Origin of the sequence: Paraburkholderia sp. XV, assembly GCF_020177535.1 — a bacterium.
Classification (GTDB): domain Bacteria; phylum Pseudomonadota; class Gammaproteobacteria; order Burkholderiales; family Burkholderiaceae; genus Paraburkholderia; species Paraburkholderia caribensis.
This window is the reverse complement of the sequence record NZ_JAGUUD010000149.1, coordinates 1-16,218: the sequence shown is the minus strand read 5'-3', so window position 1 is coordinate 16,218 and position 16,218 is coordinate 1. Positions and strand designations below refer to the sequence as shown.

The window sequence follows — 16,218 nt, the reverse complement described above, 5'->3', positions numbered from 1 at the left end:
CCCGCACAGGGGCGACGCTTGAAGCGAGCTAACGTAACGCGGATGCCAGCGCAAAGCCAAATCGCGGATGCCAGCGCAAACCCAGGCAATCCAAACCAAACCAAACCAAACCCAACCCACTTCAATGCGCAGCAATATAAGCCTTAACAGCTGGCAGACCATCCTTCCCATCAAAAGTCTGCACCCCAGAAAGCCACTTATCCAAAGCCTGCGGATTAGCCTTCAACCAGGCAAGCGCAGCCTTATTAGCATCTTCCTTATTCATGATAGGCACCATCACATGATTCTCGATAGCCGTCGTGAACTGCAAGTTCGACACCAACTTCGCCGCATTCGGACACCGCGCAGCGTAATCCGGCGGCGTAGCCGTAAACACCTTAGCCTCGCCATAATTAGGCCCGAACACATCATCCCCGCCAGACAGATAATCGATCTTCATCTGCACGTTCATCGGATGCGGCTCCCAGCCGAGAAACACAATCCACTTCTTGTCTCGAACCGCACGGTTCACTTCCACCAGCATGCCCGCCTCGCTCGACTCGACCAGCTTGAACTTGCCAAGCCCGAACTGATTCCCATCGATCATCTTCTTGATCAACGCATTGCCGTCATTCCCCGGCTCGATGCCATAAATCTTTCCATCGAGCTTGTCCGCATACTTCGCAATATCGCTGAAGTTCTTCAGCCCGCCGTTGTACACATAATCCGGCACCGCAAGCGTATACTTCGCGCCCGTCAGGTTCGGCGTCGCCAGCACCTTGATCGTGCCGGACTTCACGAACGGCTGGATGATCGGGTCCATCGTCGGCGCCCAATACCCGAGGAACACGTCGATCTGCTTGCTCTTGATACCCGCAAACGTAATCGGCACGGACGCAATCGTCTTCGTCGGGTTATAGCCGAGCCCCTGGAAGAGCGTCGATGCCAGCCCCGTCGTCGCGGCAATGTCGGTCCAGCCAACATCAGCGAACCGGACGTTGCGGCACACGGCAGGGTCGGCGGCATGCGCGGTCGCGGCAGCCGTCGCGCACAGCGCGGCCACCATCATCAGCTTGCGTTTCATCAGATTCTCCTCAGTATGATTTGTTGGCAACTCGACGCGCTAGTTCGCGTGGCGGCGCTCGACGCTCGGCGCATGGCCGAACTGCGCGCGATACGCCTTGCTGAAATGACACGGCGAATGAAATCCGCACACAGCCGTCACGCGCGAAATCGATGCATCCGTCGTGCGCAGCAGATCGCGCGCGCGCCGCAAACGCAACGACAGGTAGTAATGCGTCGGCGACACGCTCAGATAAACCTTGAACATCCGCTGTAAATGGCGCTGCGACAATTGCACGAGCCGCGCGAGTTCTTCGAGCGACAAAGGCTCTTCGATATTCGCTTCCATCAACCGCACCACTTCGATCAGTTCGGCACGCGAGAACCCGACCCGCGCATCGACAGGGATCGGCTGCGGATCGCTCGCGCTGCGGATGCGCTCCAGAATGAACTGCTCGGACACCTGCGCCGCAAGGTTCTGCCCAAAGCGTGAACTGACGAGATCGAGCATCAGATCGAGCGGCGCAGTGCCGCCCGTGCACGTCAGCCGATCGCGATCGATCACGAACAGCTCGTCGGCGAATTGCACATGCGGATAGTCCTTGTGCAGCGCCGACAGGTCCTCCCAATGCACGGAGCAGCGATAACCGTCGAGCAGCCCCGCCGCCATCAAGGCATAAGCGCCCGTGCAAATGCCGCCCAACGGCACGCCTTGCGATGCGGCATCCGCGAGCAGCGTCTTCACGTTGGCATCGACGGCATTGCGTATCTGCGTGCCGCCGCACACGATCAGCACATCCGGCATGCCCGCCTCTTCCAGCGTGCGCGTCGGCTTGACGGTCAGGCCGTTGCTCGCCCGCACAGGCACGCCGTCCGTCGTGATCACAGACCAGCGATAGTGCTGCGCACGCGAAACATAATTCGCCATTCGCAGCACCTCGACCGCGCTCGTGAACGCGATCATCGAAAAACTGGGCAAAGTCAGAAAGCCCACATGCGCAAGATTCGACAACGGCGCTTCAGCCCTGATAGACGTCACGTCGCGCTCCGTGATGCACAAAGAAGAATGTGTTTGGCCACCGCGAAAGCCAAAGGCTCTCGCGGGACGACCACTATTGGTTCTATTGCAGACGCGCCGAAAATCCGGCGCCTGAGTGAAAACGACAGAGACCTAGCTTTGCGCGACAGCCGGCTGCTCGCGGCGTACGCGCATCACATTGCGCAGACCCGCAAAGCGCGGCGCGGTAGCCGAGCCGGGAGAGCGGCCGAAGCTCTCGGTAATACGGTCCAGAATGATCGCCAGCAACACGACGGACAAACCGCTTTCGAAACCCAAGCCGATATCGAGGCGCTGAATACTCGCGAGCACATCGTTGCCGAGACCGCCCGCGCCCACCATCGACGCAATGATCACCATCGACAGCGCCATCATGATGGTCTGGTTCACGCCCTGCATGATCGACGGCAAGGCGTTCGGGAATTGCACCTTGTACAGCAGCTGCCACGGCGTGCAGCCGAAGGCCTGCCCCGCTTCGACGATCTCGCGATTCACGTGCTTGATGCCGAGACTCGTCAGACGCACGGCGGGCGGCATCGCGAAGATCACGGTGGACAGAATCCCCGGCACGCGCCCAAGACCGAACAACATCGCAGCGGGAATCAGGTAGACGAAGGCGGGCATCGTCTGCATCAGGTCGAGAATCGGCCGCACGATCATCTGCACATGCTTGTTCTTCGCGGTCCAGATGCCGAGCGGAATGCCGAATACGAGGCTGATCAGCGTCGATGACAGCGTGAGACCCAGCGTGATGACCGTCTGGTCCCAGAAGCCGGTTGCGTAAATCAGCAATAGCGAGGCAGTAGCGAAAATGGCAAAGCGCCAGCCCACGCGCCACAAACCGATCGCAATGAAGAACGCCATCAGCGCCCACATCGGAATGGCCTGCAGGCCATGCTCGATCATCGCGGCAAAGCTCTCGATCGCCTTGCCGATCGAATCGAACGTGCTCGCATCGTGATCGAGCAGATAGTGAACGGACTGGTCGACCCAACGGCCGAGTGGAATCATCTCAGACATGGGCGCCACCTCTGTTACGCGTAATGACCTTCAGGACCGCGGCCTGATCGACGGAACCGCAATAGCGGTCCTCGTCGTCGACCACGGGCAGAGCCGTCGTGCTCGCGCACACGCGCGACACGACATGTTCGAGCGGCGCGCCGCGCGAAATGCATTCGACCTTGTTGAGCGACGGCGACGCATTGCCGATCGCATCGCGTGTGACGAAGCCGCGAATGCGGCGCTCGGCATCCAGCACGAACGCGTACTCGGCGCTGCCGTTCAGCGACTCGGCAACGCTCGTCTGATCGAGATTGCGGACCAGCGGCACGCCGTTCGCCTGCATCAGATCGCCCGCCGTCAGATAGCGGCTGGTATCGACGCCTTCGAAGAACGCGCGCACGTAGTCGTCCGCCGGGTTCGCGATGATGTCCTGCGGCGTGCCGATCTGCACGACGCGCCCGCCTTCCATGATCGCGATACGGGTGCCGATACGCAGCGCCTCTTCCAGATCGTGGGACACGAAAAGAATGGTGCGCCGCTGGTTCTTCTGCAACTCCAGCAGCACGTTCTGCATTTCCTTGCGCTTGAGCGGGTCGAGCGCCGAGAACGCTTCGTCCATGATCATCAGCGACGGGTTCACTGCCAGCGCGCGCGCCAGCCCCACCCGCTGCTGCATGCCGCCCGACAGCTCGGAAGGCAGCTTACCCGCGAAGGTCGCGAGGCCCACCTGTTCGAGCACTTCGAGGGCACGTTTCTCGCGCTGCTTGCGGCCCATGCCTCCGACTTCGAGGCCGAACGCCGCATTCGACAGCACCGTGCGTTGCGGCATCAGCGCGAACGACTGGAACACCATGCTCATGTCGGTGCGGCGCAGCGAGATCAACTCCGAGCGCTTGATGGCGGCGACGTCGCGGCCATCGATAATGACCTTGCCGGCCGTCGGTTCGACGAGCCGGTTGATAAGACGGATCAGCGTGGACTTGCCGGAGCCGGACAAGCCCATCAGCACGAAAATCTCGCCTTCCTGCACGTCAAAGGAAACGTTGTGGACGCCCACCACATGCCCCGTCCTGGCGAATACCTCGTCCTTCGACGCGCCTCGCGAGAGCATGTCCTGCGCCAACTTCGGGTTAGGCCCGAAAACCTTACATAATCCTTCGACCACGACCTTTGGGGATTTCATCGAGTCCATCTCCTCGTGGTGCAGGCGCCGGCCTGCACATGTGTGACTACATAGTTGCCAGAAAAAACCCCGCCTAGCCGACTAATTGCGACAAACCCTTGCGCAAATGCGACACGAGGAAAAGCGAACGGGCGTTAGCGGATGCGTGCAGCCCTTGTGCAGCAAGGGTTTGCGAGGATGCTGCAGTGCGTGATGAGCGAATGCGCGTGTCGCTTATTGGAAGGTCCGCGTGCAGCGAATCACGCCCGCGAGCGCGTCGCCGCATGGGCCAGCAAGGGTTCTCCCTGCCATGCCGCGCACGCTCGTTGTGCGATCGCTTCTGTTGCGCTGCAACGGCGCCGCGTCGCAAGCCTCGCACGCTTTCGGCGAATGCCATCTCGCGCGGCGAATCGGCTAAGCTGATCAGCACCGAGGTACGAATTACGAAAAACGAAGCCAGGACAGGAGACCCCATGCGCAAACTCCGCTCGCAAAGCTGGTTCGGCCGTAACGACAAGGACGGCTTCATCCATCGTTCGTGGATGAAAAACCAGGGCATCCCGCACGATGCATTCGACGGCCGCCCGGTGGTCGGCATCTGCAATACATGGTCGGAGCTGACGCCCTGCAACGCGCACTTCCGCGAGCTTGCCGAGTACGTGAAGCGCGGCGTGCGCGAGGCGGGCGGCCTGCCGCTCGAATTCCCCGTGATGTCGCTCGGCGAATCGAATCTGCGGCCCACGGCGATGCTGTTTCGCAATCTGGCTTCGATGGATGTCGAGGAGTCGATACGCGGCAATCCGCTCGACGGCGTGATCCTGCTGGTCGGCTGCGACAAGACCACGCCCGCGCTGCTGATGGGCGCGGCCTCGTGCAACCTGCCCGCACTCGCGGTGTCGGGCGGCCCGATGCTCAATGGCCGCTTTCGCGGCCGCACGATCGGCTCGGGCACGGGCGTGTGGCAAATGTCCGAGGAAGTGCGCGCGGGCACGATGAGCCAGCAGGAATTCATCGATGCCGAATCGTGCATGAACCGCTCGCGCGGGCATTGCATGACGATGGGCACGGCATCGACGATGGCGTCGATGGTCGAATCGCTCGGCATCGGCCTGCCGCACAACGCGGCGATTCCCGCTGTCGATGCGCGCCGCCAGGTGCTCGCGCATCTGGCCGGACGGCGCATCGTCGAGATGGTCCGCGACGATCTGACGATGGACAAGATCCTCACGCGCGAGGCCTTCGAAAACGCGATCCGCACGAACGCCGCGATCGGCGGATCGACGAATGCCGTCGTGCATCTGATTGCGCTTGCGCGGCGCATCGGCGTCGATCTCGCACTCGACGACTGGGAACTCGGCTCGGATGTGCCGTGCCTCGTGAACCTGCAGCCCTCGGGCGAGTACCTGATGGAAGATTTCTACTACGCGGGCGGCTTGCCCGCCGTGCTGCGGCAACTGGGTGAACAAGGACTGCTGCATCGCGACGCGTTGACCGTCAACGGCAAGACCCTGTGGGACAACGTCTGCGATGCGCCCAACTACGATCAGAAGGTGATCACCACGTTCGCCGAGCCGTTCAAGCCGCACGCGGGCATCGCCGTGCTGCGCGGCAACCTCGCGCCGGATGGCGCGGTCATCAAGCCGTCGGCGGCGACGGCCTCGTTGTTGAAGCATCGCGGGCGCGCGGTGGTGTTCGAGAACGTCGAAGAACTGCACGCGAAGGTCGACGACGAATCGCTCGATATCGACGAGCATTGCGTGATGGTGCTCAAGGGCGCGGGGCCGAAGGGCTATCCCGGTTTCGCCGAGGTCGGCAACATGCCGCTGCCGAAAAAGGTCCTGCAAAAAGGCATCACCGACATGGTCCGCGTTTCCGATGGCCGCATGAGCGGCACGGCATATGGCGCCGTAGTGCTGCACGTATCGCCCGAAGCGGCGGCGGGCGGACCGCTTGCGCTCGTGCAGACAGGCGACATGATCGAACTCGACGTCGCCGCGCGGCGCCTGCATCTGGACGTATCCGACGACGAACTGGAACGGCGCCGCGCCGCCTGGCGCGCGCCTGAACTGCCCGCGCGCGGCTATTACCGTCTTTACGTCGAGCATGTGTTGCAGGCCGACCAGGGCGCCGATCTCGACTTCCTGGTGGGCGCGAGCGGCGCGCCCGTGCCGCGCGATTCGCATTGATCATGACGCGCCCCGCCCCGTTCTCGCCACGCGGCATGTGGCCCGTGCTCTACGCCTGCTTCGACGCGAACGACACGCTCGACCGTCAAGCGATCCACACGCAGATCGACGCGACGATCGAGGCGGGCGCGGGCGGCATCGTGATTCTCGGTCTCGCGACGGAAGCGCACCGTTTGTCGCTCGAAGAGAAGCAGCGCTTTATCGAATGGACGGGCGCGCGCATTGCGGCACGCGTGCCGTTCGCCGTCACGATCACGGGCGACACGCCGGACGCGCAACTCGCATTGGCGGATTACGCAGCGGATCACGGTGCGTCGTCGCTGATCCTGCAACCGCCATCCGTGCGCGGCAAGCCCGAATCGTTCTACTTCGATTTTTTCGCCGACGTCATGCAGCGCGTGCGCGTGCCCGTCGGCATCCAGAATGCGCCGGAATATCTGGGCGTCGGACTCACGGTTGAATCGCTGGTCGCGCTTGCCGCGCAATGCGGGCAGTTTCAGTGGCTCAAGGGCGAAGGCCCCGCCACGATCATTCAATCGACGATCGAACAACTGCGCGAACAAGGCAGTCCGTTGCCCGTTTTCAATGGGCGCGGAGGCCAGGAATTGATCGACAATCTGCGCGCCGGATGCGCGGGCCTGATCGTCGCGCCTGATTCGTTCGACTGGCAAGCGGCGATTTACCGCGCTTTCATGGAGGACGATCAGGCTAACGCGCAAGCGCTCTACGAACGCATCCTGCCGTCCATCGTCTTCGTGATGCAATCGCTCGATGCATTGACCTGTTACGGCAAACGGATCGCAGCGTGGCGCATGGGCTTCGATGTCGCGCACGACCGGGGCATGCGTCCGACTGCATTCGGTCTGTCATGTGCGCGCCGCTTTGCGGCGGCGCTCGGTCCGTTTGCGGATCGGCGCAACACGGCCCGTTGAAGCAAAAAAGAGGAAGGCGGTCTCGTGACCGCGCTTCCTCCTTCGGCATCAGCGTGGAGCGCTAAGCCTTACTGTGCTGCCGATGCTGCTTCGTCGCTGGCTGCCTTTGCGGGCGCTGCCTTCTTGTGTGCGTGCTTCTTCGCGTGGTGGTGCTTCTTCGCGTGGTGCTTGGCAGCGGGTGCCGATGCTGCTGCCGGCGCTGCTTCCGTTGCTGCGGCAGCCGTTGCTGCGGGAGCCGATGCCTGCGCGAATGCAGCGATCGAGAACAGACCTGCCAGAGCGGCGGCGATGATGTGCTTGTTCATTGCTTGAATCCTCAAACCTTGGGTTGTTGACTGACGGCTCGCTGGCCGTCTGACCTGATTGGGTCATCGCTCTAAACGCGCCGGGTCATGAAGCGTTGACGCATTTCTCGCGGCAATCGTCATCCTTGACAGTTCTTTACACGAACTGCCATTCCGCCATCAATGACGACCTTTTTATTGCCGCTTAGCCGCCTGAAATCCTGGCGCGCAAATGCATCGCTTTTTAAAAAAAAAAGCATCGCCGGTCGAACGGGATCGGCCATTCGATTGCGTCTGCGAAGCGAAGAAGTGTTGCAAATCGTGCACGCCTATTGCGTCGGATTTTTTCGAAATTCGTCAGTATTGCTGCAAAACCCCACTCAGCGGTTGCGCTGTTCGCTAACCTTACGTCTTCTGTTCATTTTTCCTTCAGCGCCCAGGAAAAAGCCCGCGTCCAGCCAGAAATGGCGTGCATCGCGCCGCCACGTTCCGAAGTCCATTGGACGTTCCACCGACGTTGTCCAGCTTTCCCATCATGAATGCCACTCGTATCGATGCCGCTCGCGATTTCCGGATTGCCATTGCAGACGACCACCCCGTTATCCGGCACGCTGTCATCAACGCGTTGTCCAGCATGCCAGGCTATAACGTCGATGCCGCCGCCAGATCGGGCAACGAACTGCTGCAGGTGCTGTCCGATGGCAACTGGGATCTGATCATCACGGACCTGACAATGGGGACCGCGCGCAACGACATCGACGGGCTCGCGCTCATTGCGCGGCTGCGCAAGCGCCACCCCGACATTCCCGTGGTCGTCTTCACCATGCTTGCCAACGATGACGTACTGATCCGCGTATCCCGTTCAGGTGTCGCGGGCATCGTCGACAAGCGCGAGGGCGTCGACGAATTCCGCATCGCCGCGCACGAAGTGATGCAGCATCGCCGGCCTTATTTCTCGGCGAATATCCGTGCGCGGCTTCGTCATCATCGCCCTCAGGGCAATGAAAAGGACAGCGGCAAGCCTATCCTGACGAAAAAGGAAATGGATGTGATCCGGCTGTTTGCTTCCGGCGCGTCGTTGACCGAAATCGCGCGACAGGTGAACCGGTCGGTCTCGACCGTCGCGACGCAAAAAAGCACCGCAATGAAGAAACTGCAGCTGGCGACGAATGCCGATCTCGTCAAGTACTCGCAGCTCAATGGCCTGATCTGATGCGCGGTCTCCGTTCGCATTGAACAAAGCCGCTCGCGTCGCGCGAGCGGCCCGCTTCCAGCAAGGGACGGGATGAGCCTCAGAAGTTGAAGTTATCGATATTGCTTGCGTCGAAGGTGGTCGGCGGTCCAAGAATGATTTCGCCTTGCGCGCCGATGGTGCGCTTGCCCAGTTTGCCCGCGTCGAACGATTCGCCTTCCTTGCCCGTGATCGCGCCCGACGCGAGACTTGCAGCCGCGTACGCCGCGAGATAGCCCAACTGGCCCGGGTCCCACAACTGGAACGCTTTCACGGTGCCGTTCTTCACGAACGCGCGCATCTGGTTAGGCGTGCCGAGCCCCGTCACCACAACCTTTCCTTTGCTCGACGACGTCGAGATATAGCGCGCCGCCGCCGCAATGCCGACGGATGTGGGCGCCACGATAGCCTTCAGGTTCGGATACGCCTGCAAAAGCCCTTGTGTCTCGACGAACGACTTCTGGTCATCGTCGTTGCCGTACGCGATCTTCACGAGCTTCAGCTTCGAATACTCGGGCTTCTTCAGTTCTTCCTGCATCCACTTGATCCACGTATTCTGGTTCGTCGCGTTGGGCGTGGCCGACAGAATCGCGAACTCGCCCTCGCCGCCCATCAGCTTCGACACAAGCTGAATCTGCCCGCGCCCGATGCTCTCCGCGTTGGCCTGATTCACGAACAGCTGACGGCCATCGGGCGCCGTGTCGGAATCGAACGTCACGACCTTGATGCCTTGCGACATCGCCTTCTTCAGATACGGCACGAGCGCATTCGCGTCGTTCGCCGCGATGACGATGGCGTCCTGACGCTGCGTGGTCAGCGTATTGATGTACGACACCTGCGACGACGCGCCCGCGTCCGACGGCCCCACCACCTTGCCCTGCCCCTTGAACTCCTTGATCGCGGCCATGCCGCCGTCGTCGGCGATCACTTCGTACGGGTTGTTGATCTGCTTGGGCACGAACGCGATCTTCAGATCCGGCTTGATGCCTGCTGCGGACGCGGCGACGCTCACGCCCAGCAAGGCCGCGCAGAGCATCATCGCTCCCGCGTGACGCAGTGGTTTGTTCATCTGTTGTCTCCTGGTGGTGGATCGGACTTTTTGGCGCCCGGTTGAATTAAACGGCATCATGTACGGCGGTTCGACCTGGCTTACGGCGCAGCCGGCTTCGTCAACGACTGAGCGGCGATCAGCTTGCGGTCGCGCATCGCGCGCCAGCGCGCGACGAGGTTCGGAATCAGTACCGATGCGAGCAGGAGTGCGCCCGTCACGATGGTCAGCGTTTCGCTGGAGACGTCGTCGAGCGTGAGGGCGTTCTTCAATACGCCAATGATCAGCAGCGACAGCAGCACGCCGACCATCGACCCGCGTCCGCCGAAGATGCTCACGCCGCCGAACAGCACGGCCGCGATCACCGACAGTTCGAAGCCTTCGCCGTTGTCGCCGCGCGCGCTCGTGAAGCGCAGCGTGTAGACGATGCCTGCGAGCGCGCTCATGAGGCCCGACAGCATGAAAAGACGCATCCTTACTTTCGCGACCTCGATGCCCGAGAACGCGGCCGCCGTCGAGTTCGCGCCGATCGCGTAGAGACTGCGGCCGAACGCCGTTGCCTGCAACAGCACGGTGAAGAGCACGGCGCAAACAATGACGATCACGAACGGCAGCGGAATGAACGTGCCGAACAGCGTGTCCATGCCGAACGCCGTGTAGCCCGGCGGAAAATCCGCGACGGCCTGATCGCCGAGCAGCACATACGACAGCCCGCGAAACAGCGCGAGCGTGCCGATCGTCACGGCAAGCGACGGCAGATTCAGCTTCACGATCACGAGCCCGTTGAACAGCCCCGCGATCATGCCGAACAGCAGCACGAGCGCGATCACCACGGGCATCGGCAGGCCCATGTGCCACAGCACGCCCATCAGCGCGCTCGACGCGCCCAGCACCGACGCCACGGACAGGTCGATCTCCGCCGCGACGATGATCAGCGTCATCGGCAACGCCATCAGCGCGATCTCGGTGAGGTCGGCGAGCACGTTGCTGAGATTCGCGCCCGTCAGGAAAACGGGCGACAGCGCGCGCCCCAGCCCGAGCGACAGGATCAGCACGACGACCAGCAAGGTTTCCCAACGCAGCGGTGTTTCGCGCTTGCGCGTGAGCAGTGCGGAATCGGGCTTAGCCATGATCGCGTTTCCTCATCATGCGTTTGGCGACGGAGCGGGCCAGCAGCGTGTCGGCGGCAATGGCAGCGACGATCAGCGCGCCTTCGATAGCCTGCTCCCAGAACGGCGACACGTGCAGCACGACGAGCGCGATGCTGATCACGCCGAGCACGAGCGCGCCGAGCGTTGCGCCGAGTATCGTGCCGACGCCGCCCGTGATCGCCACGCTGCCGACGACGGCCGCCGCCACCACCTGCAGTTCGATGCCTTTCGCGGTGCTCGCGTCGACGGTGCCGAAGCGCGCGAGCCACAGCGCGCCCGCGAAGCCCGCAATCGCACCCGACAGCAGGAAGCCCGACATCACCCGCCGCTCGACGTTGACGCCCGCGAGGCGCGCCGCCTCGGGGTTCGAGCCGATCGCGTAGTGCTCGCGGCCCGCGCGGAAATGCTTCAGATAGAACGACAGCACCAACAGGACGGCGGCGGCGATCAGCGCGAGCGTCGGGATGCCGAGCACGGTGCCCGTCGCGAGACGCGAGTACGCCTCGGGCAGGCTCGTTGCGTTGATCTGGCCGCCATGCACCCACGCGTAATCGGCGCCGCGGAAGATGTAGAGCGTCGATAGCGTCGCCACCAGCGACGGCACGCGTCCCACCGCGATCAGCAGCGCATTGATGCCGCCCGCGACGAGCCCGATCGCGACGCCCGCAACGAGTGCCACCAGCACGGGCATCTGCGGGAACGCCACGTACATACTGCCGACGGCGTATGCGCTGATGCCGACCGTCGAGCCTATCGACAGATCGATGTGCCGCATCAGGATGACGACCGTCATGCCCGCTGTCAGCAAGCTGACGATCGACACGTTGAGCAGCACGTCGCGCAGATTCTGCAGGTTCAGGAACTGCGGGCGCGCCAGCGACGTGCCGAGTATCAGCAGGATCAGCACGACGAAGAGCGTCGTCTCGCGGCTCTTCGCGATGGTCCCGACTATGCCGCCCGGACGGGAGCGCGCGCGTTGCAACGGCGCGTGTTCGATCGACGCCGCGTGTGAATGAGTCGAATGCCGGATCATGCTGCGCGCCCCAGTAATGCCGCCGATTGCCCGAGTGCCGCGCTCATGATGCGCTCCTCGCTCGCCTCGGCGCGCGGGATGTCCGCGCTGATGCGGCCTTCGTGCATCACGAGCACGCGGTCCGCCATGCCGAGCACTTCGGGCAGTTCGCTCGATATCATCAACACGGCCATGCCTTCCTGCACGAGTTCGGAGAGCGCGCCATACACTTCCGCTTTCGCGCCGACATCGATGCCGCGCGTCGGTTCGTCGATGATCAGCACTTTCGGGCCCGTTGCGAGCCATTTGCCGAGCACCACTTTTTGCTGGTTGCCGCCTGACAGCGTGCCGACGGGTGCGGAAGGATCGCTTGCCTTCAGGCGCAGCCGCGTGCCCCAGCGCGTCGCGAGTTGCGTCTCGCTGCGCGTCGAGATCAGGCCGTGGCGCACGAGGCGCCCAAGCACCGTCATCGACGCATTGCGCGCGATGCTCAGCTCCAGCGCCAGACCTTGCTGGCGGCGATCTTCCGGCACGAGCGCAAGGCCGGCGCGCACGGCCGCGGCGGGACTGCCCCTCTTCAGACGCTGGCCGGCGATCTGCACTTCGCCCGAATCGATCGGGTCGATGCCGAAGATCGCGCGCGCCACTTCGCTGCGGCCCGCGCCGACCAGGCCCGCGAGCGCGACGATTTCGCCTGCGCGCACATCGAACGAGACATCCTTGAACACGCCGACACGCGTCAGGTTGCGCACCGACAGACGCACGTCGCCGGGCGTCACATCCGCCTTCGGATAGAACGTTTCGAGATCGCGTCCTACCATCTTCGCGACCACCGATTCCGTCGTCATATCCGACGTCGGCGCATCGAACACCTTCGCGCCGTCGCGCATGATCGTGACATGCTGTGTCAACGCAAACACCTCATCGAGCCGATGCGTAATGAACAGGATCGCGACGTCGCGCTCGCGCAGTTTGCGCACGATGGTGAAGAGCCGCTCGACTTCGGGCAGCGACAGCGCCGCCGTCGGCTCGTCCATGATCAGCACGTTCGCGTTCAGCGATAGCGCCTTCGCAATCTCGATGACTTGCTGGTCGGCGATCGACAGGCCGCGCACCAGACGATCCGCGCGCAGATCGACGCCCAGCGACGCCAGCAGCCCATCGACTTCGCGGCGCATTGCATCGTGCTGAATGCGGCCGAAGCGATCGACGGGCTGCCGTCCCATGAAGATGTTCTCGGCAATCGACAGATCGAAGAACAGCGTCGGTTCCTGATAGATGACGGCGAGTCCCGCGTCGCGCGCTTCGGCGGGCGTGGCGAAACGGCGCTCGACGCCATCGATGCGAAGCTCGCCCGTATCCGGCTGATGCACGCCCGCGAGTATCTTCACGAGCGTCGACTTGCCCGCGCCGTTCTCGCCGAGCAGCGCATGCACTTCGCCGGGCCACAGCACCAGTTCGCCGTCCGACAGCGCGCGCACGCGCCCGAACGTTTTGCTGGCGTGCCGCAGTGCCAGCCGCGGCACGCTTTCAGTGTGTTGCTCCACCCTGTTCTCCTTCACGCTGCGACGGCATGTGTTTCGAGGCTTCTTCAGATGCGGTAGAAGCGTTCCGCATTGCGCACGCAGAGCGCGTCTTTTTCCGCATCGCTCGCGCCGCCGACGATCGATGCATACGCGCGCCACAAGTCGCCATACGTTCCAAACAGCCTGTCTACTGGAAAGTTCGATGCGAACATCGCGCGCTCGACGCCGAACGTATCGATCGTTTCGAGCACGTAAGGCCGCAGGCTTTCGACTGTCCACGTATGATCGAACATCGCCAGACCGCTGATCTTCACGGCGACGTTCGGACATTGCGCGAGCATCTTCATGCCGTCGCGCCAAGCGCGATAACCCGCGACGCTGTTGCGATCGACGAACATGCCCGTGTGATTGACGATGAACTGCGTATCGTGATGTGTGTTTGCGAGCGCAGCCGCGTCTTCCATCTGCGACGGGTAAAGCTGCACGTCGAACGACATCCCGTGCTGGCGCAGCAGCCGGAAGTTGTCTCGCCACGTCGCGTCGCGCATGAAGTGGCGGCCTACGTAGTCGTAAAGTTTGTCGTGATGCACGTTGAGGATTTGCCGCACGCCGCGCGTGTTGGCGAATGCGGCATGCTGTTCGAGAACCTCGGCCGCGTTATCCGCGGAAAGATCGACGGCGCCGACGATGCCGTTGGGCATCGCGTGCGAACCGGGATTGTCCGCGACGCCTTGCAGCCAGCGTGTTTCTTCGACGGGATCTTTGGGATCGTGATTGGCCTCGACGTGCACGCACTTGAGCAACTCGACGTCACCCGCGTCATTCAGCAGATCGGCGATCAGATAGTCGTGCTTGAGCGCGCGCGCATCGCCGACGAACGACACGCCCGGGTTGGCGAGCCAAGGGTAATGATGTGTCTTCAGGTCCCACAGATGAATGTGCGGGTCGACAACTTTCATGGCGCGTCCTTCGTCGCCGGCGCGCGTGCGCGGCGAGCGTCGCGAATCAGTGGAAGGGATGCTGCAGTTCGAATACTGGAACCAGCGTTTGCTGGAGCGGCGTATGGTCGGGCGCCGTCTGCATGATGTCGGCCATGTAATCCCACCATTTGCGCATCACGGCGAGCTCGGGCAGACGCTCCATCGAATGATCGGTGTTGCGCGTCAGTATCGCGAACAGATGGTGCGTGTCTTCGTCGAGAAAGATGTGGTAATCACGGACGCCCGCGTTGTGCAGCGCATCGACGAGTTCCGGCCAGATTGTCCGATGCCGGCGCTCGTACTCGTCGCGCATGCCGGGGTTCAGCACCATCCGGAAAGCGATTGTCTCCATGCCGGGCTTGTCTCCAGTGTCTTTGATCACTTGTTCTTGCCGCTCTCTGAGGTAGCGTCTTGATGCGACTATAATTCGGGCGTCGATAGCATCTCAATCCGTTGTTGGGATTGGGCGATACTCAAACCGAATCGCACCGCTGATCCTCCATGAGCCAGAACGCTGCCACTGTCGCCCTCGTCAACCGGCTCAAGTTCAAGCATCTGGCGCTGCTCGTCGCGCTCGACGACGCGCGCAACGTCCATCAGGCCGCCGATGCCATCAATGTCGCGCAGCCCAGCGCGAGCCGCATGCTCGGCGACATCGAAGAGGCGCTTGGCTTTTTGCTGTTCGAACGCAACGCGCGCGGCATGCAGCCGACGCCGCTGGGCGTCGTCACGCTTGCCTATGCGCGGCGCGCGCTGGCGGATCTCACGCGTTTTGCCGAAGACCTGGACGCGAAGCGCAGGGGCGGGCATGGGCAACTGACCGTGGGCGCGATCATGGGCGCCGCTCCCGATCTGCTGGCGATGGCTGTCGCCGCGCTGAAAACCGAACGGCCGTTGTTGCATGTGTGCATTCTCGGGGAAACCAGCGATCAGGTGGTGCAATTGCTGCATCGCCGCGAAGTCGATCTCGCGCTGGGGCGGTTGACGAATCCGTTGCAGCATAACGATTTCAGTTTCGAGCCGCTGGCGCGGGAGACATTGGTGCTGGTTGTGCGGGCTGTGCATCCCGTGGCTGGGCGGGCTTCTGTTTCGCTTCGCGAGTTGATGGAGTGGCCCTGGGTTGCGCAGCCTGTTACCAGTCCGGCCCGGGTTCTCTTTGAAGAGGAACTCGCGCGGGAGGGGCTTGGGACGCCGGCCAATCTTACCGAGTGTGCTTCTATATTCGCTACGCTGCAGTTGCTTGAGAATTATGATGCTGTGGCGATGTTGCCTGAGTCTGTGGTCCGCGATCATGTGCGCGGGAAGTTGCTCGTTGCGTTGCCTGTGGAGATTGGCAAGAGCCTTGCCGGGTTTGGAATCCTTACCAGGAAAGAAGAGGCTCTGGCTGAGCCTGCGCAGCGGTTTGTCGATTTGTTGCGGGTTTATTCGCGGCGACTTGTTGTTGAAGATAACCTGGCGGTTGGGGTTTGAGGTTTTTTTTTGTTATCTGTGATTGCTGGGTGGGTTGGTTTGTGTTTTCGCTGGCATCCGCCTTTTGCTTTTGCTTTCGCCGGCATCCGCGATACGTTATCTCGCTTCACGCGTCGCCCCTGTGCGGGGCGGCACC

16 protein-coding genes are annotated in these 16,218 nt (G+C 62.4%); 4 read left to right on the top strand and 12 right to left on the bottom strand.

Annotated features, from left to right (window positions below):
* Nucleotides 1-121 precede the first annotated feature (121 nt).
* The 4 genes from KFO72_RS37560 to KFO72_RS37545 form a co-directional block, all read right to left on the bottom strand.
* On the bottom strand, nucleotides 122-1,063 hold the full coding sequence (locus KFO72_RS37560) for a choline ABC transporter substrate-binding protein (RefSeq protein ID WP_054930778.1): 942 nt from the start codon (nucleotides 1,061-1,063) through the stop codon (nucleotides 122-124).
* Between the two features lie 39 nt (nucleotides 1,064-1,102).
* Nucleotides 1,103-2,080 carry a GlxA family transcriptional regulator gene (locus KFO72_RS37555; protein WP_225034204.1) on the bottom strand — a complete coding sequence of 326 codons (978 nt, stop codon included), beginning with the start codon at nucleotides 2,078-2,080 and terminating at the stop codon, nucleotides 1,103-1,105.
* A gap of 132 nt (nucleotides 2,081-2,212) precedes the next feature.
* Nucleotides 2,213-3,118 (bottom strand): choline ABC transporter permease subunit, encoded by a 906-nt coding sequence (gene choW / locus KFO72_RS37550; RefSeq protein ID WP_054930779.1) that lies wholly within the window; start codon nucleotides 3,116-3,118, stop codon nucleotides 2,213-2,215.
* Entirely contained in the window at nucleotides 3,111-4,283 is a 1,173-nt protein-coding gene (locus KFO72_RS37545) for a quaternary amine ABC transporter ATP-binding protein (RefSeq protein ID WP_054930803.1), read from the bottom strand. The genes choW and KFO72_RS37545 overlap by 8 nt, the downstream gene beginning before the upstream one ends.
* Nucleotides 4,284-4,735: 452 nt before the next feature.
* Between KFO72_RS37545 and KFO72_RS37540 the strand changes: the two genes are divergently transcribed.
* Together KFO72_RS37540 and KFO72_RS37535 are read left to right on the top strand one after the other, a co-directional pair.
* Nucleotides 4,736-6,448 (top strand): IlvD/Edd family dehydratase, encoded by a 1,713-nt coding sequence (locus KFO72_RS37540; RefSeq protein WP_225034203.1) that lies wholly within the window; start codon nucleotides 4,736-4,738, stop codon nucleotides 6,446-6,448.
* Nucleotides 6,449-6,450: 2 nt separating this feature from the next.
* Nucleotides 6,451-7,380, top strand: coding sequence for a dihydrodipicolinate synthase family protein (locus KFO72_RS37535; protein WP_225034202.1), 930 nt, complete (start codon nucleotides 6,451-6,453; stop codon nucleotides 7,378-7,380).
* A gap of 68 nt (nucleotides 7,381-7,448) precedes the next feature.
* Here KFO72_RS37535 and KFO72_RS37530 read toward each other — a convergent pair whose 3' ends face one another.
* Both KFO72_RS37530 and KFO72_RS37525 read right to left on the bottom strand, forming a co-directional pair.
* Nucleotides 7,449-7,685 carry a hypothetical protein gene (locus KFO72_RS37530; protein WP_054930781.1) on the bottom strand — a complete coding sequence of 79 codons (237 nt, stop codon included), beginning with the start codon at nucleotides 7,683-7,685 and terminating at the stop codon, nucleotides 7,449-7,451.
* A gap of 119 nt (nucleotides 7,686-7,804) precedes the next feature.
* Nucleotides 7,805-7,948: a hypothetical protein gene (locus tag KFO72_RS37525; RefSeq protein ID WP_225034201.1), complete on the bottom strand. Its 144-nt coding sequence runs from the start codon at nucleotides 7,946-7,948 to the stop codon at nucleotides 7,805-7,807.
* Between the two features lie 251 nt (nucleotides 7,949-8,199).
* On the opposite strand from KFO72_RS37525, the gene KFO72_RS37520 reads away from it, so the two are divergent.
* Nucleotides 8,200-8,877, top strand: a complete 678-nt coding sequence (locus tag KFO72_RS37520; RefSeq protein WP_225034200.1) for a response regulator transcription factor — start codon at nucleotides 8,200-8,202, stop codon at nucleotides 8,875-8,877.
* Between the two features lie 79 nt (nucleotides 8,878-8,956).
* Here the strand turns inward: KFO72_RS37520 and rhaS are convergent, their stop codons facing one another.
* The 6 genes from rhaS to rhaM form a co-directional block, all read right to left on the bottom strand.
* Nucleotides 8,957-9,964, bottom strand: a complete 1,008-nt coding sequence (gene rhaS, locus KFO72_RS37515; protein WP_060605732.1) for a rhamnose ABC transporter substrate-binding protein — start codon at nucleotides 9,962-9,964, stop codon at nucleotides 8,957-8,959.
* An 80-nt stretch (nucleotides 9,965-10,044) separates the two neighbouring features.
* Nucleotides 10,045-11,073, bottom strand: coding sequence for an ABC transporter permease (locus KFO72_RS37510; protein WP_225034199.1), 1,029 nt, complete (start codon nucleotides 11,071-11,073; stop codon nucleotides 10,045-10,047).
* Nucleotides 11,066-12,127, bottom strand: a complete 1,062-nt coding sequence (locus KFO72_RS37505; RefSeq protein WP_225034198.1) for an ABC transporter permease — start codon at nucleotides 12,125-12,127, stop codon at nucleotides 11,066-11,068. The genes KFO72_RS37510 and KFO72_RS37505 overlap by 8 nt, the downstream gene beginning before the upstream one ends.
* A complete protein-coding gene (locus tag KFO72_RS37500; protein ID WP_176055331.1) occupies nucleotides 12,124-13,653 on the bottom strand; it encodes a sugar ABC transporter ATP-binding protein in 1,530 nt (509 codons plus the stop codon). Before KFO72_RS37500 ends, KFO72_RS37505 begins: the two co-directional genes overlap by 4 nt.
* A 44-nt stretch (nucleotides 13,654-13,697) precedes the next feature.
* Nucleotides 13,698-14,591 carry an amidohydrolase family protein gene (locus KFO72_RS37495; protein ID WP_225034197.1) on the bottom strand — a complete coding sequence of 298 codons (894 nt, stop codon included), beginning with the start codon at nucleotides 14,589-14,591 and terminating at the stop codon, nucleotides 13,698-13,700.
* 46 nt (nucleotides 14,592-14,637) lie between these two features.
* The gene (rhaM, locus tag KFO72_RS37490) at nucleotides 14,638-14,964 is read right to left on the bottom strand and encodes an L-rhamnose mutarotase (RefSeq protein ID WP_107201620.1); all 327 of its coding nucleotides are present in this window, start codon (nucleotides 14,962-14,964) and stop codon (nucleotides 14,638-14,640) included.
* A gap of 149 nt (nucleotides 14,965-15,113) precedes the next feature.
* On the opposite strand from rhaM, the gene KFO72_RS37485 reads away from it, so the two are divergent.
* Entirely contained in the window at nucleotides 15,114-16,082 is a 969-nt protein-coding gene (locus tag KFO72_RS37485) for a LysR family transcriptional regulator (RefSeq protein WP_054930789.1), read from the top strand.
* Nucleotides 16,083-16,218: the final 136 nt, after the last annotated feature.

Excerpts from the sequence above, each read along its gene's own strand:
- KFO72_RS37560 (WP_054930778.1), bottom strand. The coding sequence starts at position 1,063 with ATGAAACGCAAGCTGATGATGGTGGCCGCGCTGTGCGCGACGGCTGCC.
- choW (WP_054930779.1), bottom strand. The coding sequence starts at position 3,118 with ATGTCTGAGATGATTCCACTCGGCCGTTGGGTCGACCAGTCCGTTCAC.
- KFO72_RS37545 (WP_054930803.1), bottom strand. The coding sequence starts at position 4,283 with ATGAAATCCCCAAAGGTCGTGGTCGAAGGATTATGTAAGGTTTTCGGG.
- KFO72_RS37540 (WP_225034203.1), top strand. The coding sequence starts at position 4,736 with ATGCGCAAACTCCGCTCGCAAAGCTGGTTCGGCCGTAACGACAAGGAC.
- KFO72_RS37535 (WP_225034202.1), top strand. The coding sequence starts at position 6,451 with ATGACGCGCCCCGCCCCGTTCTCGCCACGCGGCATGTGGCCCGTGCTC.
- KFO72_RS37530 (WP_054930781.1), bottom strand. The coding sequence starts at position 7,685 with ATGAACAAGCACATCATCGCCGCCGCTCTGGCAGGTCTGTTCTCGATC.
- KFO72_RS37525 (WP_225034201.1), bottom strand. The coding sequence starts at position 7,948 with ATGGCCGATCCCGTTCGACCGGCGATGCTTTTTTTTTTAAAAAGCGAT.
- KFO72_RS37520 (WP_225034200.1), top strand. The coding sequence starts at position 8,200 with ATGAATGCCACTCGTATCGATGCCGCTCGCGATTTCCGGATTGCCATT.
- rhaS (WP_060605732.1), bottom strand. The coding sequence starts at position 9,964 with ATGAACAAACCACTGCGTCACGCGGGAGCGATGATGCTCTGCGCGGCC.
- KFO72_RS37510 (WP_225034199.1), bottom strand. The coding sequence starts at position 11,073 with ATGGCTAAGCCCGATTCCGCACTGCTCACGCGCAAGCGCGAAACACCG.
- KFO72_RS37505 (WP_225034198.1), bottom strand. The coding sequence starts at position 12,127 with ATGATCCGGCATTCGACTCATTCACACGCGGCGTCGATCGAACACGCG.
- KFO72_RS37495 (WP_225034197.1), bottom strand. The coding sequence starts at position 14,591 with ATGAAAGTTGTCGACCCGCACATTCATCTGTGGGACCTGAAGACACAT.
- rhaM (WP_107201620.1), bottom strand. The coding sequence starts at position 14,964 with ATGGAGACAATCGCTTTCCGGATGGTGCTGAACCCCGGCATGCGCGAC.
- KFO72_RS37485 (WP_054930789.1), top strand. The coding sequence starts at position 15,114 with ATGAGCCAGAACGCTGCCACTGTCGCCCTCGTCAACCGGCTCAAGTTC.